18 protein-coding genes are annotated in these 22,305 nt (G+C 55.6%); 12 read left to right on the forward strand and 6 right to left on the reverse strand.

Annotated features, from left to right (window positions below):
- Positions 1–484 precede the first annotated feature (484 nt).
- The 3 genes from RLW41_RS04940 to RLW41_RS04950 all read right to left on the reverse strand — a co-directional run bounded on the left by RLW41_RS04940 (position 485) and on the right by RLW41_RS04950 (position 4,775).
- Positions 485–1,702: a hypothetical protein gene (locus tag RLW41_RS04940; protein ID WP_414463741.1), complete on the reverse strand. Its 1,218-nt coding sequence runs from the start codon at positions 1,700–1,702 to the stop codon at positions 485–487.
- A 104-nt stretch (positions 1,703–1,806) separates the two neighbouring features.
- A complete protein-coding gene (locus tag RLW41_RS04945) occupies positions 1,807–3,540 on the reverse strand; it encodes a carboxylesterase/lipase family protein (RefSeq protein ID WP_414463742.1) in 1,734 nt (577 codons plus the stop codon).
- 257 nt (positions 3,541–3,797) lie between these two features.
- Entirely contained in the window at positions 3,798–4,775 is a 978-nt protein-coding gene (locus RLW41_RS04950; RefSeq protein WP_414463743.1) for a helix-turn-helix domain-containing protein, read from the reverse strand.
- Between the two features lie 306 nt (positions 4,776–5,081).
- Here RLW41_RS04950 and RLW41_RS04955 point away from each other — a divergent pair, with 306 nt between their 5' ends.
- Complete coding sequence (locus tag RLW41_RS04955) at positions 5,082–5,315, forward strand: hypothetical protein (RefSeq protein ID WP_414463744.1); 234 nt, start codon at positions 5,082–5,084, stop codon at positions 5,313–5,315.
- Positions 5,316–5,368: 53 nt separating this feature from the next.
- Here RLW41_RS04955 and RLW41_RS04960 read toward each other — a convergent pair whose 3' ends face one another.
- Complete coding sequence (locus RLW41_RS04960; RefSeq protein WP_414463745.1) at positions 5,369–7,102, reverse strand: carboxylesterase/lipase family protein; 1,734 nt, start codon at positions 7,100–7,102, stop codon at positions 5,369–5,371.
- Positions 7,103–7,507: 405 nt separating this feature from the next.
- Positions 7,508–9,190: a carboxylesterase/lipase family protein gene (locus RLW41_RS04965; RefSeq protein WP_414463746.1), complete on the reverse strand. Its 1,683-nt coding sequence runs from the start codon at positions 9,188–9,190 to the stop codon at positions 7,508–7,510.
- A 535-nt stretch (positions 9,191–9,725) separates the two neighbouring features.
- On the opposite strand from RLW41_RS04965, the gene RLW41_RS04970 reads away from it, so the two are divergent.
- Together RLW41_RS04970 and RLW41_RS04975 are read left to right on the forward strand one after the other, a co-directional pair.
- Positions 9,726–10,781 carry an AraC family transcriptional regulator gene (locus RLW41_RS04970; RefSeq protein WP_414463747.1) on the forward strand — a complete coding sequence of 352 codons (1,056 nt, stop codon included), beginning with the start codon at positions 9,726–9,728 and terminating at the stop codon, positions 10,779–10,781.
- 520 nt (positions 10,782–11,301) lie between these two features.
- The gene (locus RLW41_RS04975) at positions 11,302–11,868 is read left to right on the forward strand and encodes a prepilin peptidase (RefSeq protein WP_414463748.1); all 567 of its coding nucleotides are present in this window, start codon (positions 11,302–11,304) and stop codon (positions 11,866–11,868) included.
- A 29-nt stretch (positions 11,869–11,897) separates the two neighbouring features.
- Here the strand turns inward: RLW41_RS04975 and gspD are convergent, their stop codons facing one another.
- Positions 11,898–14,225, reverse strand: coding sequence for a type II secretion system secretin GspD (gspD, locus tag RLW41_RS04980; RefSeq protein ID WP_414463749.1), 2,328 nt, complete (start codon positions 14,223–14,225; stop codon positions 11,898–11,900).
- A gap of 439 nt (positions 14,226–14,664) precedes the next feature.
- On the opposite strand from gspD, the gene RLW41_RS04985 reads away from it, so the two are divergent.
- From RLW41_RS04985 to gspM, 9 genes are all read left to right on the forward strand, one after another.
- Positions 14,665–16,329 (forward strand): GspE/PulE family protein, encoded by a 1,665-nt coding sequence (locus tag RLW41_RS04985; protein WP_414463750.1) that lies wholly within the window; start codon positions 14,665–14,667, stop codon positions 16,327–16,329.
- 105 nt (positions 16,330–16,434) lie between these two features.
- Entirely contained in the window at positions 16,435–17,646 is a 1,212-nt protein-coding gene (locus tag RLW41_RS04990; protein WP_414463751.1) for a type II secretion system F family protein, read from the forward strand.
- 14 nt (positions 17,647–17,660) lie between these two features.
- A complete protein-coding gene (gene gspG, locus RLW41_RS04995) occupies positions 17,661–18,128 on the forward strand; it encodes a type II secretion system major pseudopilin GspG (protein ID WP_414463752.1) in 468 nt (155 codons plus the stop codon).
- Positions 18,109–18,585 (forward strand): GspH/FimT family pseudopilin, encoded by a 477-nt coding sequence (locus RLW41_RS05000; RefSeq protein ID WP_414463753.1) that lies wholly within the window; start codon positions 18,109–18,111, stop codon positions 18,583–18,585. The genes gspG and RLW41_RS05000 overlap by 20 nt, the downstream gene beginning before the upstream one ends.
- Positions 18,586–18,592: 7 nt before the next feature.
- Positions 18,593–18,979 (forward strand): type IV pilus modification PilV family protein, encoded by a 387-nt coding sequence (locus RLW41_RS05005; RefSeq protein WP_414463754.1) that lies wholly within the window; start codon positions 18,593–18,595, stop codon positions 18,977–18,979.
- Complete coding sequence (locus RLW41_RS05010; protein WP_414463755.1) at positions 18,972–19,709, forward strand: prepilin-type N-terminal cleavage/methylation domain-containing protein; 738 nt, start codon at positions 18,972–18,974, stop codon at positions 19,707–19,709. Before RLW41_RS05005 ends, RLW41_RS05010 begins: the two co-directional genes overlap by 8 nt.
- Positions 19,710–19,712: 3 nt before the next feature.
- Positions 19,713–20,645, forward strand: coding sequence for a hypothetical protein (locus tag RLW41_RS05015; protein ID WP_414463756.1), 933 nt, complete (start codon positions 19,713–19,715; stop codon positions 20,643–20,645).
- Positions 20,642–21,742 carry a PilN domain-containing protein gene (locus tag RLW41_RS05020; protein ID WP_414463757.1) on the forward strand — a complete coding sequence of 367 codons (1,101 nt, stop codon included), beginning with the start codon at positions 20,642–20,644 and terminating at the stop codon, positions 21,740–21,742. The genes RLW41_RS05015 and RLW41_RS05020 overlap by 4 nt, the downstream gene beginning before the upstream one ends.
- A complete protein-coding gene (gene gspM, locus RLW41_RS05025; RefSeq protein ID WP_414463758.1) occupies positions 21,739–22,305 on the forward strand; it encodes a type II secretion system protein GspM in 567 nt (188 codons plus the stop codon). The genes RLW41_RS05020 and gspM overlap by 4 nt, the downstream gene beginning before the upstream one ends.

Raw genomic sequence — 22,305 nt, forward strand, 5'->3', positions numbered from 1 at the left:
CCGCGTTGGATGCACGCCTATCGGTACCCTGCCTTAGAATGAAATCGTGCTGCTTGGATTAATCAATTCACAAGACCCGGTTCGCAGTGACTCTGCCCAACGGCGGCCTTGTATTTAAGCGCACAATACTTCTGGAAGCGAAGAAATGCCGCTCCAATTTCCGCAAAATCCCGTCCGAGAGAAACCGCGCACATTTGCCCGAACGTTCGTCGCGCCGGATGTTCTCACAGGGCCACTCTCACTAGTGTACATTGGCATGGCGAGTCGTGCGATCACTTTCAGGCATTGTCAGATGATGACTGTATGCGTCTGCCCGTGCCATTCCCGAACCAGAGGCGTTATGGCACCGTCTGATAGAGACGCCGCACGACGGACATTCTTGGACAAGGTTATCGCATGAAAAATGGCTGACGGTTCATTGGAAAAATCCGATGAACCGTCTGCCAACGGCAACCGAGGCGACATGCGATAGTCGGTGTCGACATCACCAGTGTCCGTGTCCATCATGGCCATGACCATGATTTTTGTATTTCACATGCTTTTTAATCCAGCTGATGATGATATCGGCGACCTGCAGGTTGTTGTTATCCTGCATGAACATATGACTGTTGCCGTGGATGCCGAGATCCGGCAGCGCGACAAACGTCATATCGCCACCCGCATCCTTGATTTGCTTTTGCATCGTGACGCAAGCGGGTGTCGGTTGGGGCGTCGAGAAGTGATCGCCAACCATAATCAGTATGGGAATGTTTTTAAGGACCTGAATATTCGCAGGCGTGAGATTCGCGAAGCACCCCGTCTCGAGCTGAATAATTCCTTTCACGCCGTTTGAACCGGGCCGGAGGGCAGCCATCGTAGGAAAGCCGCTCGATTGGGAATGGCCAACGAGAATAGCGCCATCTAGCTGATTTGCGAGCAGCGCCATGTTCTCCGGAGTATTAAAAGGCGCATTGGGGTCGGCTGGCGTGCAATTGCCATCTGCGCAGGTGGGAGAAGCTGCCTCGCTCAACGTCGAGTTCAGATCCGGGATGACCTGCTTGTAGAAATCCAGCGTAGCGTTTTTGCCGACGCCCACTGTCTGCATCGGAAATCGTTCATCCTTGTAGGGCGTCTTCGTTGCATAGTCGCCCCAGCGGAAAACATTCCAGGCGAATTGGTCTGTTGCTATGAGAATAGCGGGGTTGGTGCTGGGCGGCGCATCACCCGTCAGGACCTTCTGGTATTGCAACGCATCGAAGCCCGAACGCCCACGGCCGACCTGTTCACCCATGTAGGTCTTGAAGCCCTTCCGCGTGAAGTATTCGTACCAGCCCATACGTCCATCGGGCGTGGTTTCCCATGTCTTCGATGTCAGGCAACAACCATGCACGAAAACAATCGGATATTGATCAATCGTATCCTTGGGAATTTGGAACTGGACGTACATCTGGTTGATCATCGAATTCCCGGAGTCAGCGGAAAAAGCCGATGGCGAGATGTACTTTGAGTCAATGACGTGCGTACTGCCACCGACAAAGAAGCTTCCTTCTCCTTTCAGCGTCAATGGCGGCGACGATTTGAGATCAGATAATTGTTGTGCTGCTGCGAATTGCGGTAGGGCCGCGGATAGCAAAGCTGTTCCTCCGCAGGCCAACAGTGCTTTCAGAAGAGACCTCTGATTTCTCATTTTCTTCTCCCTAGAACGACATGCGAATTTCTTCACGCCTGCCGTCGGCGCTTGCAGTCATGCGACCGAACTAGCAATGGCGCCAAACGAAGGACGAGAGGTGCGCTACGGCGCGCCTCTCAATTTTCTATGGCCTGCGGTCAGTACCCGCGTACGGGATTCCAATAGGCGCACTTGTGATCATTCGCGTATGCGTCGGCCCCTAAGACGCTCGATGACGGCACATTCTGCGAGTAGAAGTTCTGATCACCCGTCGTGAACTTGGGCCAGGGCGAGTTGCCAGAGCCATTCGGATTGCCCGTCTTGGCGAAGTTCGTCCACGCTGCCACGAGTTGATCCGAGAGTGTCACCTCGTCCCCGCTGATCTCACGCGGCTGACCCGTCGCCTGATCGAGATTCACGCCCAAAATTCCCCCGTGATAACCGGGGAACAGGAACTGAATATCGATCGTGTGGGTTGCGAGCGGCGTGTAACCCGGCATCTGCGGGAAGTGATACGGCGCCTTCTGATAGTTGAATTCATAGGCATACACGGGCACCAACGACGCCAGTTCTTTGACGACGTGAAGTGTCAGGCACGCCTGCGGGTCAGAACCGTAAGCATTGTAAGCGAGATTTGGACTTCCATAGTTGGAGAGCGGATATTGATCGAGAGCGGCGCCGGTGACTCTCGCCAGGTATTGATCCTGTGTCATCGGGCCTTGGGGTGATGAAAAATATTCGTTGATACCGACGGTGAAGTTGCCCTCGTCGTGCACGTCACCCGTCATAATCGGCATCTTGTTGAAGTTTCCGGACTTCCAAGCATCATCCGGCTGGAGAGGGATGACGTTACCGTCCACGGTCACCTGCGCAAGATATGGCGTCGTCGTATTCGGCGTGCCTTGGAGTTGGAGAACGCGTGCCGCAGAGAGATTGCGGAGGCATTTTGCAGCAGCGGCATTCGATCCCGGACATCCCGCTGCCACGCCGAAATTGGTTCCACGCGTCAGCGTCGCATCCGCCGTCAACCAACTGGTCGCGGGATAGCTTTGGAGGATCGCTCTGTGAAACAGTCCCTTCGCATAGGGCGAGATCAAGTTCGCTTGCGTATCGTAGGCGCCTGCGGACTGGCCACCGAGGGTGACGTTGTTGGGATCGCCGCCAAACGCTGCAATGTTTCGTTGGACCCATTTCAGCACGGCCTGCTGATCAAGAATGCCGTAGTTGACGGCAAGATGCCCTTCGGAATTGATGGCGGGGTTCGAGAAGAAGCCCAAAATGCCGATACGGTAGTTCATCGTCACGACGACGGTGTCCTGCCCGAGCGGACCACCGGTCGCAAGTTTGCTGCCGTCGTAGTCGTTCGATTCGCCATCTTCGTTGGCGCCGCCGTAGATCCATACAATCACAGGCTTCTTCGTACGGCCTTTGCCGGACGTGAAGACATTCAAATAGAGGCAGTCTTCATTGATACTTGTTGGACCGGCAAAGGCGCCAAGCTCGGTCACCTGCGGACATGTGGGTCCAAACTCCGTCGCGTCGAGCGTCGATTTCCATTTCTGCACGGGTTGCGGCGGCCGCCAGCGCAGGTTGCCTACGGGTGGCGCCGCGTAGGGAATGCCAAGAAAGATGTTGACGCCGTTCAGCGTGTAGCCACGCACTGACCCTTCTGCAGTTTTTACGACTGGGCCATTGCTGTCGCCGCCGTGATGATGTCCAGAGTAGTTGAAATCATGGCCCCAAAAGGGAAAGAAGAAGGGGCCGAAAATGAAGTTCGCGTTGCTGTGAGCGAAAGCTGGAACCGTCGCAAGGCCTGCCACGACTGCCAAACTGGCAAAAATCCGCTTTCGCCACGAGCGTTCCCGGCCGGGGCCGCCAAATAATCCATGCATGGGATTTCCTCTCCGAACTTTTTTTGACGTGCGTTGACACACGATCGTTTTCTTGCGCGTTAGATAAAGCGCATCGCCGTGCATGGAACTTTGCATCGAGAGAATCAGATTGGATGCGGGCGAACGAAACGCAAAAAAATCGACCGCTCAAAGCTGGCGGTTCGCGTAACTTTCTGATGCTTGACCGAGTTGCGGGCTATGGGGTCTTAGTTTGAGGACCCATCGGGCCGAGAGTTTCCTGGCGCGTGCGGCGTTAGCTAGAACTTCGCGCGGTATTCCCGCGGAGAACACCCGAATTTCTTCTTGAAGGCTCTTATGAAGGTCGAAAGATCGTTGAAACCCCAACGGTAGGCGAGGACGAAAATCGGCTGTTGTCGTCCAGTGTCCGAAACGAGATCGCGACTGACGTGTTCGAGACGTTTCGACATTACGTAACTACTGAATGTAGTCCCAATCATAGCGAATTGCTTGTGAACATAACGAACCGATATGCCGAGGTTCGCGGCTGCCGTACTTGGCGATAGATCTATATCGTTGATGTTGGCATCGACAAACTTCATAAGCTCCCGCGCATAGTAGCTCGATGTAACCACGAAGTCCTTACCGCGCGGGGGCTCAGTCAAGTGACCGACCGCAATAGGCAGCAATGCGGCACAAGCCGCGCCGACAGCTCCTAACTCGTCCGGTTGAGCTGATGAGATATTTTGCGAGAGAAACGCAAAGCAGCTGGCAAGGGGCGAAATAATCTTGGCATTAGGTATCGAGACGTTTTCAAAGACCTGCCCTTCGCTCCCGAATTGCGTCTTAGGAACGCTGAAAGACAGGTCTTCGAACGGGGCATCGCCAAGCTTGATGTGCTTCACAGGCAGCGTGCTGTCGTAAATGATGAGATCGCCTGTGTTGGCGGTCGTCATACGATCACCCTGATCGACGATGAGCTGGCCCGATATGACATAGTTGGCGTAGAGGCAAAGTTCCGGCGATTTCGAGATCTCCGGCTTGTTTCGAAAACCCGGCAGAGGCGTCATCCGAGTGCGCGCGAATGATCCGAACTCTGTGGATAAACTCGCAATTCGCGCACTAAACTCAGCCTCTGAATTTCGCTCCAGCAGCCATGGCATAAACGCGGCCGCCACCGCCTCGCGGAAGGCAGCAAATCCGTCGCGAGCAGGATAGAATTCCGTATCGCAAATGCTGAGATGAAGCCTGTCGGCCGCGTCTTCTCCCGCCTTCATTTTCGCCTCCCGTTCGGGATCATTTTGTCTCGCACGCAGGCTTCTTCGGCCCGTCGGGAGTGTTTTTGCTTTAGGCGCGAACGTTCTTCATTGATGGCATATGTACCGACCAGTTCGGCATAATGTCATCTCAAATCTGGCGCTAAGGATACTCTTCAACGTGCGCAATGCACAAAAATCGTGGCCGTCACTACCGCTTTCCGCGGTCCTCGGCAGCCGGAAGCAACCGGATGAGACCTGCCGTCTTTTTCAAATAACCGCCAACGAGACGGAAAAAATTCGCCTGCACTCGCGACGGGTTTTATAGTGGTCGGCGTTTTCAATGTTAATTTTGCTCAAAACCATATTTATCTCGCCATGTCCGAAGATCCTCGCCTCCTAATCGCTTTTTGCCATGCCATTGAGAAGTCAGCGGCAAATGGTTTTGGCATGCTGGACCGTAATAGCCTCGTTGCGATCCACCGCGCGTTGATGACGCTCAAAGATCAGATCGAAGACGCGATCGCTCGCTTTGAGGACGATGAAAAGCCTTTGAACTAGCCGAAATAAAAAAGGCCGCTCAAATCGAGCGGCCTTCCTCTCTTCTATTGATCTCACTCAGCGGGATACAGCAGCACGCTGTCCCAGAAATCGCACTTGTATGCGTCGCGATAATCCTTGCGGCCCATAGTCGACAGCGGAATATCTTCGACTAGATACTTCGCATTGTTGCCCGCACCATATTTCGGCCAAGGCGAATTACCAGACCCGTTCGGGTTGCCGGACCATGCGAAGTTCGTCCACGCGGCCACCAGCTGATCGGAAAGTTTCGTTTCCTGCTGGTTGAGCTCGCGAGGCTGACCCGAACTCTGATCGAGATTAACGCCGAGTTGACCGCCATGCCAGTTGTCGAACAGGAACTGGATGTCGATCGTATGTGCCGCTCCGGGCTTGAAGCCAGGCATCTTCGGAAAATAGTATGGAGCATCCTGGTAGGTAAAATCGTATGCATATGATGGAATCTGCGGCGCCCAGAGATGAAGGACATGATCAGCCTGACATTTCTGAGTATCCGTCGTCACTCGATCGTACGCTTTCATAGGATCATTTCCATAGTCAGACAGCGGATACTGCGCGAGGACCTTGTCCACCGTGCCAGCCGGATATGCCGGAGGCGCGCCGCCTGGACCTGCATTGCCTGAGTAGGTTTTTGTGATAGCTGCGGTGTACTGATCGGCCGTCATTGGGACAGGCGGCTGACCGGAGAAGTACTCGGTGATGCCGATCGAGAAATTACCCTCGTCTTTCACACGGCCACCCATGGTAGGCATCTTGTTAAATTGACCTGTGGTCCAAGCCTTTTCGGGCGTAATCGGAATCACCGTGCCATCGACGAACGGACCAACGATATATGGGCCGTTGGCATTCGGAGTGCCCTGCAGTTGCAGAATTCGCTCCGTCGTCAGTCCGCGTAGGCACTGGGCGGCTTGTTTGCTGCCATCAGTCGGACATCCGGCGGCCGCAGCGAACCCTTGACCTCGACCGAGAGCCGTTGCCGCTGAAGTCATTGTCGGCAGTGGCCCGCTTTCATAAATGGCTCGACTAAAGAGGTTGGCACTCATCGGCGAGATAACGTTTGCACCAGTATCCTGCGCACCGGCAGATTGGCCGCCGAGCGCCACTCGATTGGGATCGCCACCGAATGCCGAGATGTTACGCTGAACCCAACGCAAAGCCTGCTGGATGTCCATGATCCCGTAATTGCCCCACAGGTGCCCTTCGCTGTTCAGCGCAGGATGCGAGAGGTATCCGAAAAGTCCCATGCGGTAGTTCAGAGTGACGACAACAGTCTCGTGTCCATCAGGACCGCCTTGTGCGAGTTTTGTCGCGTCGTAGTCGTTGGACTCGCCGTCGACATTCCCGCCGCCGTGGATCCATACAATAACGCCCTTCTTTTTGCTGCTGCCGGTCGAGAAGACGTTCAAGTATAGACAGTCTTCTGTCACGCTCGTGGGGCCGGCGAACGCGCCAAGTTCTGTCACTTGCGGGCAGGTGTTGGCGAACTTTGTGCCGTCAAGAACGCCCTTCCAGCGCTTGACAGGCTGCGGCGGTTCCCACCGCAACTTTCCTACCGGAGGAGCTGCGTAAGGAATGCCGCGGAAGATGTTGACACCGTTGGCCGTCGTACCGCGGACCCGACCATCGGTAACGGAGACGGTCGGGCCGCCATCATCTTTCTTGCCCGCGAAGGCTGGCGACGACATCAACCCTGCCGCCACAAGCGTATAGACCACGGCGCCACGCCGCAGAGACGCGCGCCGTTTGCACGACGCAAAACTGCTTCGCATAATTTTCTCTCCTATTATTTATTGTTTTTGGTCCGATGGATTGAGCCACCGACCGCCGTGAACAGCGGCTGGTCTCTGCCAATGCCGCGAGAGAATTATGCGTCGATGAAAAAAATCGGCTTCGCAGCAGGAGAACTTAACTTGGCGTAGTGCGCACGTCGTGCGCGCAGCCAGCGCACAAAAATATCATTCAGCGTCGTAAAATTTCTCAGAGCCATTTCGATCGACGTTCGTCGCTCAGAAAGGGATGCACACTTCGTATCGCATCACGTCATTAAATGAGCGGTCCAGGAACATCGATCATCCGAATCGCGATCTTTGATGCAAATTGGTCTTATTTGCGATAACTCGAAATGCGGAGCGAATAAGCCATCGCCCCGCACTCTCATTGTGCGTCAGCATGCATTAGTATGTAAGCTGAGTGTCCCAGAAATCACATTTATATTCGTTCCGGAAATTTGCGATTGACGTCGTAGAAAGCGGAATGTCCTGCACAAAGTACTTTGCGCCTTTCCCGTTCCCGAATCTCGGCCAAGGCGAATTGCCGGAGCCGTTTGGATTGCCCTTGTCGGCAAAGTTGGTCCATGCCGCAACGAGTTGATCTGAGAGCTTCGTCTCCTGCCCGTTGAGCTCCCGCGGTTGGCCCGACGACTGGTCGATGTTGACGCCAAGATTGCCGCCGTGCCAATTCGCAAACAGGAACTGGATGTCGATGGTGTGCGCGGCCAAAGGTGAGAAACCCGGCATTTTCGGAAAATAATAGGGAGCATTCTGATAGGTGAAATCATATGCGTAAGTCGGAACCTGGGGAGCCCAGAGACGCACGACATGAAGCTCACGGCATTTATTGGGGTCGGTTAAATATCGTTCGTAGGCGAGCATCGTATCTCCGCCGAAGCTCGAGAGGGGATATTGCGCCGCCGCCGGCCCGGTGACGGCTGCTGCGTACTGATCTGCAGTCATGGGTGCCTGGGGCGGACCGGAGAAGTACTCGGTTATGCCCGTTGTAAAGGTGAGTTCGTCTTTCACGGCGCCACCGATGACGGGCATCTTATTGAACTTGCCGCTCGTAAAAGCCTGCTCAGGCGTTAAAGGAATAACCGTCCCATCCACGAACGCGCCTGCCGTATAGGGACCGTCCGCATTCGGTGTTCCTTGAAGCTGAAGTATGCGAGCCACTGAAAGTTTTCGAAGGCAGCTCGCGGCATCGGAATTCGATCCTGAACAACCCGCGTCTGTTGCGAACTTGTTCCCTTTGGCAAGGGCGTCGCTAGCAGAGGGAAGCGTCGAGAAGAAGCCGGGCGAGCTTTGATAGATAGCTCTGTTGAACAGGCCGTTGGCGAACGGAGACACCTGGTTTGCGCCGGTGTCTACTGCACCGGCAGATTGGCCGCCGAGAGCCACTTTGTTTGGATCTCCGCCGAATGCCGCGATGTTGCGCTGAACCCAGCGAAGTGCTGCCTGTTGATCAAGTATTCCGTAGTTACCCCAGAGATGCCCCTCGCCGTTGATGGCCGGGTGAGAGAAAAAGCCTAGGATGCCGAGACGGTAGTTGAGCGTCACCACGACCGTCGGCACGCCTGCGGGCCCGCCGGTCGCGAGCTTGCTCGCATCGTAGTCATTTGTTTCTCCGTCAATGTTGCCGCCACCATGAATCCAGACGATGACCGGCTTTTTCTTGCCGTTCTTGCTCGCACCCGTCGTGAAGACATTGAGGTAAAGACAATCCTCGCTGGTGCTTGATGGCCCGGCAAATGCTCCGAGTTCGGTGACCTGCGGGCAGGTGTTTCCGAAGTGCGTCGCATCAAGCGTTCCCTTCCACCTCTTCATCGCCGCAGGCGGTTGCCACCGGAGCTTTCCAATAGGCGGCGCCGCGTAGGGAATCCCAAGAAAGATATTCACGCCTTTGTCAGAATATCCTCGCACCGGGCCGTCGACTGTGCCGACGACGGGCCCGCTGTCCGCAATGGCGACATTGAATGTCAAACCGGCGGCAGCGACAGCCATCATTGCGGCCGACCCAAGCGAGTTCAGGCTTCGCCGTCGTGCGGGACGCTTTTGTCCAACATATTGGATAGCGGTTCTCATGTTTTCTCTCCCTGAGACGCGGGCGATCGCTTCAGAACAGAGGTTTGTTTAGCGTCGCCACGATCGGACCTTCGACCGGCTAGACCCGGCTCCTCTGCCTGAAGTGGTTGTCCACGAATTTGATCAGGCCAGCGACGGCGTGGGCGCACAGGTTGTTGCAACGAATGCACGAAGTCGCTCTAGGCGCGCCCGCTTTTGGACTAAGCGCGGTCCCTGCCGTCGCGCCGCGAGGTCTGAGGCGAGACTTGCAAGACATGTCCTTGTTTGTGAGCGTGGGCGATTCCCGAAAGAGCACGTCGCGTTGCAGCACAATATTGAGGATTGATGTACGCGTGTCCTCTTCTTCTCATTTGAAGCAAATTCTCGGAGTTGCTCCGGAAGCAGTGATTGAGATGAGGATATTGTTCAGGCGATAGTTCGTATCATTTCTGCGTTAGTTCACTGCGCGCCATGGTTGTTAACGCCAAGACAGGTTATTTAGTCCGGGCTAGCATTGAGAAGCAGCGGCGCAAGAACCGCTGCAAGGAGGAATTCAATGGCGAGCCACGTCGATGGGGCCTTCCCGCAGAAAAACGATCATCTTCATATTTGGGACAGCCAATACGGATCTAAAGCCGAAGCGTTCAGCCTCTTTCGAGAAACAATTTGTACCGCATTTATGCCGTGGACTCCCGAATTCTACGGGAGGGATTTTGCAGGAAGAGTCGAAAGTGTTGCGCTGGCAAATGGAGCTATCGGCCGCGTCCGGATGAGCCCAATCGTGGCAATAAAAACGAAATCGAATATTTCGCAATCGCCGATCGACTGCATACACGGCAATCTTATCATCTCCGGTGAGCTGAAAGTCGACCAGGGCGACACCTCAAACATCGCCAAACGCGGTGACCTCGTCTTGTATGAGAGTTTCTCTCCCGTGACGTTGACCGAACGGCCTGATGCTCCGTGCGATAATCTCGCCTTCATCATTCCAACTTCTGCATTCCCGAAAGCACAGGACGTCGATCACAAATTTTCAAACGTCCTAATACCTTCAGAAAAGCTGGTTGGTCCATTGGCCGGCTGCCTCACGATGCTCGCGCAGACGCTATGCACCGCCCCGGCTGAAGAACTCGCCGCTCTTTTTCAAGCATGCATCTCGTTGCTTCCAATGTCCGTCGGCTTCATCGAATGCGATCGACAGCCGAATATTCCAAAAAACTATTTGCTAGCCAGACTTCTCGATTATATCGATCACAACCTCTCTGATCCGGAACTTTCACCACCCCACGTGGCCGAGCAGTTCGGAATATCCGTGCGCTATTTGCATAAGCTGTTTGTGCAGTTCGGGACGACGTTCAGCGCACACGTGACGACCGAACGGCTGAAGCGGATAAAATGGGATCTTGAAGTCAGCTCCGGACGTCGTCCCTCCATTTCCGCGCTGGCCTATCGTTGGGGCTTCAACGATCTGTCGACCTTCCATAGGGCATTCAAAAAGCAATTCGGCTGTACGCCGAGCAATGCTCACTACCAGGAACTTGTCAGGACCAGCACAAAGTCGAGCGTCGAACGGGGTGACGCTCCTCGTTGCGAGCTACGTTATAGCGGATGAGTAGCCAAGGACGTCCGCCATCTGAACCTGCAGGTGTTATCGGGTCGTAGGAACAACCGCGACAGGAGAGTTCATCGATTTAACGCTGGATATTTACGAGAGAATTTTTCCTCGAGACAGGCTAGCTTCGATGAACTTCTTGTGCTGCCCGATATCAATCCTTCCAGCGAGCCATAAAAAATGGATTCATACAGCAAATTCATTCAAACAATCATTGCGATTGCTTTGGTTTGTATCGCAATACGTCCTTTCTTCACGACGCCCGCGGCCGACGCGCAATCGATTGCCAACGTTCGCGTCGTTGCATTTGACGTGAACACTCCGCTCCCGGTTACCAATGGCGGCACGCCGTTCCCAGTGAATATCGTCGATGCGTCCGCGCCATTGGCCGTTACTATTACAGGGCCCGTACCTCTGCCGATCGTAACACGCTAGTGGTTATCCACGCTGGAACATCCCGTCCAAACCCGGTCGCTGCCGCCGCGGCGTGTATGTTTTCACGGCACGACGGACGGCACCGATGACTCGCACTCGCGTTGCACCACCTGTCATCGCTTGCGCGGCAATAGCGATTGCGGTGCTCTCTGTTTACGTCTTCGAATTTCCATATGCGGCAGTCTCTTGCGTCCTCGGCTGGACAATGCTGGGGATCGCAGCATCCGACGTCGCACGTTACATAATCCCCGATGCCTTGTCGTTGCCATCAATCCCTATCGGGTTGCTGGCAACATATTTCCTGGGCGACCTCCAACATGACCCGTCACTGACACTAGAACACACCGGAGCGGCGATATTCGGTGCGATGCTCCTATATGGCATCAGGGAAGCCTACTTTTACTGGCGCAACAGAGAAGGCCTTGGCCTCGGAGATGTAAAACTAGGCGCAGTTGCCGGAGCCTGGACGGGTTTCCAGGGGATGACGAATGTCCTCCTATTGGGATGCATCCTCGCGATCACCTACATCATCGCGATGATGCTGTGGCAAAGGCGGGTGCTATCCGGCGCGACCGCAATGCCGTTTGGCGTCTTCCTGGCACCGGCGATTTGGATCGTCTGGTGTGCAAATGCCTTAACGGCGGCTGCCTAGACGGTTATTACCAACCGCCGCATCGTAATTCATTTAATTGCGCCTCGACGTGGCTCGTTCCTCCCACCATAGCCCTCCACTCGTGCATCCCAGGCTGTAGGCCGCGGCGCCAACGACGCCACGCCTGCGCGCAGCGCTTCTGCGGCATCGGCCGCATCTTCCGGATCGCGGATAACTGTAGGCCTGATGAAGACGATGAGTTCCGTCCGTGTTTTGTTGTTGTCTGTCTCCCCACCCAATACGTCGCCCAAGTACGGAATTTTATTAAGCACTGGTATGCTCGATTTCGAACGGTTCACTTCTTCACGTATGAGACCACCAAGAACGACCATCTGGCCGCTCTGTACGGCAATAGTACTTGTGACGCGCCGCTGAGATATCGTCGGCGTGAGAGAGGCGGTTGCGTTCGCTTGGCCCGTCGGATTCTGCAGGGCGCTTACCTCTTGCTGGATCTCCATCGTCACCAAACCGTTGCTGTTGATGCGGGGCGTAACGTTGAGGATAACACCGGTGTTCTTATAGTCGATCTCGTTGACCGTCGGCGAATCCGGATTGATTACACTTTGAGCTTCACGGGTGATGATCGGAACTTGGTCTCCCACTTCCAGCGTCGCTTGTTGGTTATGAAGGACCACCACCGATGGTGACGACACCACGCGAACAGCGGTCTCCTGCGCAAGCGCGTCGAGAATGACTCTCGGATCGGAGCCTACGCTTCCTGCAATCAAATTGAGACCCGGCGTGACTGGAGCAATCGCCAGCGCATCCGCAGTGCTGAATCCGATAGCTCCCGCTTTCCCGTGGTTCTTCTGAAAGAAGAACTGTACACCGTACTGCAAGTTCTTATTGAGAGTGACCTCGGCGAGCGTCGCGTTGATTAGGACCTGCAAAGGCGGCTGATCAATTCGGCGAAGTATTTGCAAGATTTTCTTGTAGTTCCGCTCGGATGCTCTGATCAGAAGCTTGTTGTTGTGCTCGTCCGGGGTGATGCGCACGCCGCCGGACGACGACGACGACGATGATGATGACGTGGAAGATGTCGAAATATCCGATGAGGAATCATCATCTGACGACGCCAACGGAGGAGCGCTCTTTAATGGGCTGCTGTTTGATGCTCCGGGGGTGTCGCCGCCGCCGAAACCGCTATTGCCGGATCCGCCGCTGCTAGTGCCAAATCCGCTTCCAGTCGAATTTGTTGAAGAGCTTCCAAAGCTGCTGCCGCTTGTCGAATTGAGTCTCGATGCGCCGAGCGTCGGCGCAACCTCTTTTTCCTCGGGTCCGCGACCCGATTCACCTGAACCTGAGAACGCAGCCATCAATAGCTTTGCTAAGTCCTTGGCTCTGCCGTTCTCAACTCTATAGACATAGTAGTTGTCGTCGTCGGCGCCGCTATGATCGAGGCGCGAAATCCAATCCCCGACCTTATCGATGGTCTGAGACCGGGGAGCTAAAGCCAAAATCGCATTGAGGCGTCCGATGGGCTGGAACCTCACCATTCCACGACCCTGCTTGTCAGTTTGGAACACCTGGTGCAACTCGCGTATCACATCGTCAGGCGAAGCATTGGCGAGTTTAAATATTCCAGCAGACTGTCCTTTCATCCAGTCGACGTCGAACATGGCAATGATATCGACAACTGACTGGCGGACTTGGCTCGATCCGCGAATGAATAGAAGGTTGTCGAAGACGCTGGCGCGAAGATCGTCCTGCTTCACCATCAAGCCATCGAGCATCCGCATCATCGCCTCGGTGGAGACATACCGAAGTGCGAAAATCGACACCCCATAGCCGCCGCCGACCTCATGGCTTTCGCGGACATAGTCGAATGCAGAAATCCCCTGTTGATGTGCATCCGCCTCCGGAACAATGCGGTAGACATTGTTCTCAATAAGCAGCGCCGCATGATTTGTCGCTAAGATGCTCTCGAGAATAGAGATGAGTTCTGCCCGCGTAACAGGGCCGCCCGTCGAGACCGTCACGCGGCCCTCGACGTGGGAGTCAAAGACATACGTAATACCCAACGTGTCTTTGAGTATGACCTTTGCAAGTTCGGAGAGCTCAGTGTCGGCGAAGTTGAGCTCGTATCCCGCTTCCGTCTGGGTCACACCCGCGCTTGACGGCCGAGGCATTCTCGCGATGCGGTTATCGCCCGGATATTTCCGTTCGATCGAGCCGGTGCTCAGGCTCCGGCTCACCTGCGGCTGATATTTCGCTGGAGCGACAGGGGCAAGATCGGCGTTAGAAAGTTTATCCATCTCATCTGGCGGCTCTATAAGCGGCTTCTCAAGCAACGCCGAGCAACCCGAAACGCTGATAGAAACAAATCCGGCCAAGGCCAGAAACTTCCACCCAATCATCAACGCCTTCCCCCGTCACCACTCGGACTCGAACGCATTTTTTTTATTATTTTATTCTTCGACCCGGCGCTCCAAAGCTGTTCGCAAAGTGATCAGCCGCTTCCCCGAACGGCCGACCTTCCGAATCGATCAGACAATAGCTCGCGTTAAAAAATCAGTGACGTCTTTTCGTTGGTCGCGCGGACTTTGAAAAGCGGTCTGTGGCGCCCGCGTTACTTAATCTCGAAAGCATAATCGCGCGAAATTTGCACCTAGTGCACTAAATTGGATTTCCGTGCATTCCGTGTTCGTAATGCGAAATACCGATAAAAGAATATCGAGTCTCTGATCGATTGAGCAGCTCAAATCGAAATAAAAGGATTTTTGAAGCCCACCCACTTTGCTAAACTCGCGCGCAGTCGACGCCCTCGACTTTGGCGCTCGGTGTTGGAGGGAAGGTATGAGTGGAAGCTTTGAAGAGTACCTACTCAGCGGGCGGCTCATCACACCGACCGACCTGGACAGTGTAGGCAAGTTCCGTCAGGAAACCGGCGCATCCATCTTTTCCGCTCTACGAAAGGCATCCGGCTTACAGTCGCAGGCGTTGGTTCGCGCGGTCGCAGATTTTCACAATGTCCCAAAAGTCGAAGAGGGCGACTGGACAAGATTTCAACCGCCGCAAACGGATATTTCCCCAATCTTCTTGCGGGAAAACAAAATATTTCCCCTAGGAGAGGTCGAAGACGGCGTCCTTCTTGCGATGGAGGACCCGTCGGACGTTCAATCCATCAACGCCGTTCGCATTGCACTTCAGCGCGAAATCATTCCTCGAGTTGCCGCAGCCGAGGACATCTTGGCCGCCATCGAGCGAAGCTCGCGCGAACGTGGAACAACCACCGTTTGGCAAGAGGGCAATAAAGCCGAAGGCGGCGACGACGTAGAACATCTTCGCGACATGGCACTCGGCGCGCCCGTCGTTCGATTCGTCAATCAGATGATTCAGAATGCGATACACGCGCGTGCAACGGACATTCACATTGAACCGTTCGATGGACGCGTCGTCATTCGTATAAGGGTCGACGGGATGTTGCGAGAGGTCACTCCACCCCCAGCGCAAATGGCCAAGGCTGTCGTCTCACGCGTAAAGATTCTGTCCGGATTGAACATTGCCGAACGTCGGCTCCCACAAGACGGACGCGCCCGCATCCGCATCAACGAGCACCGGCTCGACCTGCGCATCGCCACGATCCCGACGGTGCATGGCGAGGCCGTGGCGATCCGACTTCTAGATAACGTCAGGCGGATGCTGGATTTCGCTCCTCTCGGATTTAGCCAGCGCGACGAAACCGAAATACGCAGGCACCTATCGGCGCCATACGGTTTGATGTTGGTCACTGGCCCAACCGGATCCGGCAAAACGACGACCCTTGCGACGGCACTGTCGCTACTTAACAAATCTCACCGCAAAATTTTGACGATCGAAGACCCCATCGAATACGAACTTGACGGTGTCAACCAAACGCAGGCCAAGCCGTCTATCGGCCTCACGTTCGCGGACGCACTCCGCTCTTTCCTTCGTCACGATCCCGATGTTCTGATGGTTGGCGAGATGCGCGACGGAGAGACTGCGAGTATCGCAATCCACTCAGCGCTCACCGGACATCTCGTGTTGTCGACGCTTCACACGAACACAGCCGCCGGCGCGATCCCCCGCCTTCTCGATATGGGTATTGACGCGTTCTTGCTCGCCTCCTCGCTCCGATGCGTCGTGGGGCAACGCTTGGTCAGAGTTCTTTGCGATTATTGTAAGCAACCTTCAGACGAAAGGCTGTCGCTGGGTCGCGCACAAGCCGCCGATGCCACGCCCGGCGAAGATCGTCATTGGCGCGCGGTCGGCTGCGAACGATGCTTCGGGACTGGCTACAGCGGGCGCCTCGTCATCGCTGAAGTCCTGAGCGTCGATGATGAAATTCGCCAACTCATTCAGCCGCACGCCGAGACAGCCCTGATCGAGGCTGCGGCCAGAAAAAACGGCATGACCACGATGATTATGGACGGACTGGCCAAATGCCGCTCAGGCGTCACCACGCAAGAGGAGGTCCGGCGCGTAGCACTCGACGTTTGAAGACGCCCAAAGACAGCGTCGTCAAAAGAAATAGAAATTGGGAGGACGCATCATGACAACATCTGACACGCATGGATTCGGCGATACTCACTTGGCCGACTAATCATGCTCTATCGATATAAGGCGCTTACACGCGCCGGGGCCAGCCTCTCCGGTGAGATGGAAGCGTTGGACCGTACGACCGTTTTGCAGGACCTGCATCAGCTCGGGCATTTTCCGATCGAAGTGATGGAGATCAAAGCGTCTGCATCGGGGCCAAACCGCGCGCGCTCGTCTCTCTTCTCGGGACTTCCGTCAAGCCGGCAGATAACACTCTTCACACGCGAACTCGGCATGCTGATCAAAGCTGGCTTGCCGCTCGACCAAGCGCTCGCATTTCTCGAAAGAGATGCAGGCTCGAAAGCGCTCGGGCGATTGATCGGCCGCATCGGCGGGGAGATCAGCAGCGGAAAGAGCTTTTGCGAGGCATTAGAGCTTCAAGGTGGCGCGTTCCCACCGATCTACTCCAGAATGGTCCGCGTCGCCGAAGCGAGCGGAACCCTTGAGACCGTCCTCGAGCGAATAGCGACAGGCCGGGAAAAGTCTCAAAAGCTGAAAAGCATGGCGCTTTCGGAAGTGCTTTACCCCTGCCTGCTAATCGTGATGGCGATCGCCGCCGTCACGATCATGCTGACAGTCGTCGTACCGCGCTTCAAAGATATGATCAGCAACGCCGGCACGAAGATTCCCGATCAGGCGCGCTTTGTCATCGGTGCGTCGGACTGGCTGCTCGCCAATTGGGAATATCTGCTTGCCGCCATTGCAGCGACGATCATCATCCTCGTGCTTGGTTGGTCCAAGCTCCGCGGCCACGTCGAGAACCTGCTTCTGCGCCTCCCCTTGATCGGAAGCATCCTCAAACTCAACCTGACAGTCCGATTCTGCCGCACGCTCGGCATGCTGATCGAGAATGGCATCGATCTCCCCTCGGCCATGAAGCTTGTCGGCGACGTTATCGGCAATAAGTCGGCGTCGGCTGCCCTGGAACGCTCCTACGATGCGCTCAGAAAGGGTCGCAGCTTCCTCGACCCGCTTGCCCAGTCGGCGATCTTCCCTCCGGTCCTCATCAACATGCTTCGGGTCGGAGAAGAGACCGGCAGCCTTTCATCTTCCCTGCAGCATATGGCGGAAGTCTTCGAAGAGAAATTAGAGAGAACCGTGGAGCGGACGTTCACGATATTCGAACCGGTGATCATTCTTCTCGTCAGCGGCATCATCGCGTTCATCATCGTGTCGATCCTGAGTGCGGTCATCAGCATCAACGATCTCGCCATATGAAGAGGGCAGCGGAAATGAAGATAAAAAAAATCAATCGTTCGAACCTCGCCAGGCGAAAGAAGCGCAAGCACGCCGGCGAGATGGGCTTCACGCTCATCGAATTGCTCGTCGTGATGGTCATCCTCGTTCTTCTTGCGAGCCTCGTCGCACCGCGGGTGATCGGTTATCTCGGAAGCTCGCGAACAAAAACCGCAAAAGTGCAGATTGAGAGCCTGGGGACGTCGCTCGAACTCTTCAAGCTCGATAACGGCAGATATCCCGATGGGCGAGAAGGGCTGACGGCGCTTGTTCAGCGGCCCGGCAACATGCCGAGCTGGAACGGACCCTATCTCAAGAAGGATAAGGTGCCGCTCGATCCCTGGGGACAGCCGTATATCTACCGTTATCCCGGAAAGCACGGAGCATTCGATATTTTGACACTCGGCGCCGACAAGAAGGAAGGCGGCGAAGGCGAGGACCAAGATGTGGCGAGCTGGCAATAGCAACCGAGCTGCATGCGGAGAGGCCGGTTTCACCCTCTTTGAGGTGTTGGTGGTACTCGTCGTTATTGCGCTAACCGCGGGCGCGATTTCGACGCTTTATCGCAGCCCATCGAGCTCCGCCCAATTGAAGACAGCTTCGCTCCTGGCGGCGTCGCGTCTGCGCGATATCAGATCCGGCGCGATGATCTCCGGGACGGATCGCGTCGCGGTGATCGACGTTGATCGGCACGCGATAGAATTTGGCAACGGCATCCCACCACTAGCGCTCTCAAGATCCATAAATTTGGATGTCACGGCCGCGGATAGTGAAAGGCTCTCTCCTTCCAGTGCGGGAATCCGTTTCTTCCCGAACGGCAGTTCTACCGGCGGCACCATCGCTCTCAAATCAGAAGGCAAAGGTTATGAAATTCGCGTCAACTGGCTTACCGGTCGCGTCTCCGCCGACTCGCTCAACTGAACGGCCCGTGTCCGGCGACCCAAGATCTGGCTTCACTTTGTTCGAAACGCTGATCGCAATGCTGGTCCTGTCGATCGGACTTGTCAGCTTGTTTGAAGCGCATTCGCGCGCGCTTAGAACGGCAGGAACTGCGGCCAACTACGCCAGAGCGCGGATTCTTGCCCAGGGATTGCTCGCCGATGCGGACTCCGGCTGGTCGGGAAAGCCCATTCCGAAGACCGGCGAAGACAACGGCTTTCAGTGGTCGGTCGACGTGCAGCCGGAAACGGCCCCATGGGCAAAGATTCAGGCGCGCGATGATTGGAAGCTCCAGCACGTCCGCGTGACGGTCAGTTGGCCCGGCGGCCGGCAACTTGAGCTCGATTCGTTGAAGTTAGGACGTAACAATGGCTAGCGTCCCGAGACATAGGGCACCGATACGTGGAGAGAGCGGCTTCACACTGATCGAATTGCTCGTGAGTCTCACGATCCTGACGATGATACTCGGCCTGCTGAGCGCAGCTCTTCGCACGCTCTCACAGAATTGGAATGCAAACGCAAACGGCATCGAGAGGCTCGAAATGTTGTCGCGCGCATTCGATATTTTTCAGCGGGACGTCTCAGGCCTCCGTAGACTTAGCCATACCGTGAATGAAAACCGGCGATTCATATTCACGGGAACCGAAGGACGACTGTCGTTCGTGACCATGGAACCTCCCTACCCGACCTCGCCCGGCCCCTACTTCGTCGACTATTCGATCGCGCGCAATGGTTCGCAGACAGAGATGATCAGAGCCCGCGCACCCTACGTAAGCAACATGTTTCAGTTTCCAGGAGCCACGCCGGCAAACCAAGTGTCGCTATTGGAAGGGCCATTTAAATATCAATTCTCATATGCCCAGAAGGGCGCGCGCGGCGGTCGATGGCTCGCCTCATGGCCGAAGCCCAACCGGCTGCCGGATCTTATTCGGCTTGAGATCATCGATGCGAGGACAGGCGCCGATATCGCTCAGCCCTTTGTCGTCGCCTTGCGGACAGACGCGGAACTCGACTGTCTCACCGAAGGCTCCGACGGATGCAGCGCCCGGACCAAAGGGCAGTTCAACCAGAACACCTTCGTGTCTCAGGAACAAAGCGGGAGATAGACGGTGGAAAGGGAGATCTCTGGCAGGCTCACTGGTGGCGCGGACGCGATCGAACGCCCCCGCGAACATGGCTTCGTCATGCTCGTTGTTCTGTGGGTCCTGACCTCGGCAGTCATCCTTGTCTCGTCCTTCAACGGCGCCGTCCGCGGGAGCACGGCATCCGCCGTCTCAGAAGTCAGTTGGACGAAGTCGGAAGCTCTCATCGACGCCGGGGTCGAAGTCGCGGCGGCGCATCTGATTGACCAGAATGATAATCGGCGCTGGACCGGAGACGGCGTAAAACACACCATAAAATTTGCGGGATCCGAATTAGCGATCTCAGCCACAGATGCAAATGGGTTCATCGATCTCAATAAAAGTGATGAAAAGCTGCTTCTGTCCTTCTTCCAGAAATTTACGCGCTCTGCCATCAAAGCTCAAAAAATGACCAACATCGTGATGAAAGCTCGCGAAGCCGCTACCGGTACCGGAAAGCAAAGCCAAACCGATGCTGCTTCAAACGCCCCGCATGATACGTTTTCTACTCGAGCGGCATTCATCGATGTCTGGGAGCTTGGACGAACGAAAGGAATACCCGTCGACTTATTCAATCGGGTCGCCCCCTATCTCACCGTCTACAGCAGAGACGGAACCATCGACCCTATCGCGGCGCCACGCCCCGTGTTGGAGGCGATACCGGGTCTTAATCGCGCCGATATCGAAAAACTAAAGTACGCCGACAAATCGGCTGTCGCGGACATCGTACAAAATGCTCAGGCCTACGTGACGGACCAGAGTGGACCGGCCTATCTCGTAACGGTCAGCGCCCACCGCCCCGACGACAGCTATAGCATCAACCGCACCTTCGTAATCGCAACGGGCGTTGATCCGTCGGCACCCTATAGGTTGCTCGCGAAATTGCCCATGGTCAGTGTGCCCGCGGAGAAAACGCAGTGACGCACGATCCAAACAATCAAAGCCGTGCTCGCCGGCTTTATACCTGGTGGCTCCGTGAATTGAGCAGCGTCATCACACGTCGACCCACGGGCGAGCGCCCATGGCGTACGATGCTCTTTCATACCGCTGGAGGCCTGCAGATCTTCACGAAAGGCGAAGGTCCCATGGTGTGCCTCGCGACACTCGCAAAGGATGCGGGGCCCGACGAAATCGCCAAGGTGAGGCGAATTTTGATCGGCAAATCTTCGCAAGATTCAAAGCAGATTTTGCTCCGAGTTTCTCCGACCGAGGTCGTTCAGAGAACCATACGTGTCCCCGAAGCCGCCGCCGATTTGATGAATTCCATCGTGGAAAACAAGATTGAAACTATCGTTGCTTGGCCGCAGGAGAAGACGTACTACGGCTATCGCATCATCGGCCCTAACGCGCTCTCCTCCGACCAAATCGATACGGAAATCGTCGCGACAACACGGCAAATCGTCGACAGTGCGCTCGAACGTGCGCGCGAAATTGGCCTTTCTCCTCGTGCAGTCGACTTTGCACCTTCGCCGGAGGCTGCATCGAAAATCGAGCTGCTACGGCTCGAACCCGACCCAATCGTCAGGACGGCGGGCCGATTGAATTTGGTGCTTGGCGCCCTCGTCGTCTCCAGCTTCGCAATCTGCGCCTTCGGGGTCTATCAACTTTGGAATAGAGATTCGCAATATAGAGAACTCGATAGTCAGATCGCCGCCGTCATGAAGCGCGTCGACGAAGTGAAGCGGCTCAACGAAGAGAACACAAAGATCAGAGACGAGCGCGAGCGCCTCGCAAAGCGAAAAATCGATCATCGCCCAGTGATGGAACTGATCGAGGCACTTAGTCGTGCGCTTCCGGATACCGCTTATCTCGACGAATTCGAAATCCACGACAACGAAGCGCGCATCGTCGGAAAATCACCTGATCCGACGGGGCTCATCAGCACACTTGAAAGCACTCCCGAATTTGAAGACGTGCGATTTTCCGCCCCCACGACACGAGATGACGGCGACAAACTCGGAACATTTTCGATCGTCGGAAAGGTCCAAAGCGAAGGAACTCCGGAGAAGAACCAGTGAAATCCTATGGAGCCTACGTATCCGTCGCAATATTTCTGGTCGTGGTCCTGACTCTGGGCGGCGTTGCAGTAGCGCCCTTTATGCGCGTTGCAGCGCTCGAAAGCACGATTGCGGATAAACAGGAATTACTCCCGCAACTGCGTGCGCAAGTCGCCCATGAGGACAAGCTCCGCAAAGAGCATGCAGATCTCGCAGCCCTCGGACAAGATAAGAGCCTGCTGCTCGAAGGCGACAAGACGGGCGTGGCCGGTGCGAACCTGCAAAGTCTCGTCAATTCGCTCGTGACTGCAAACGGTGGAACAGCCTCGAGCATTCAAATCTTGCCGCCCAAGGAGGACGGCAATCTCATGCAAATCTCCGTCAGCATTTCGATCAACGTCGGGATCGACGGTCTGCGCGACATTATTCATACACTCGAAACGGGAACGCCCCTCATCTTCATAGACGACATTACGGTCAGAGCGATTCACGACGACTTTCGGCCCCCCGAGCCCCACTATCTAGGGCCCCTCGATGTAACCTTGCAGGTTAGCGGCTTTGCTGCACAAAGCGGAGCGTCCTGA

Source organism: Hyphomicrobium sp. DY-1 (genome assembly GCF_047497105.1).
In the GTDB taxonomy this organism is placed as follows: domain Bacteria; phylum Pseudomonadota; class Alphaproteobacteria; order Rhizobiales; family Hyphomicrobiaceae; genus Hyphomicrobium_B.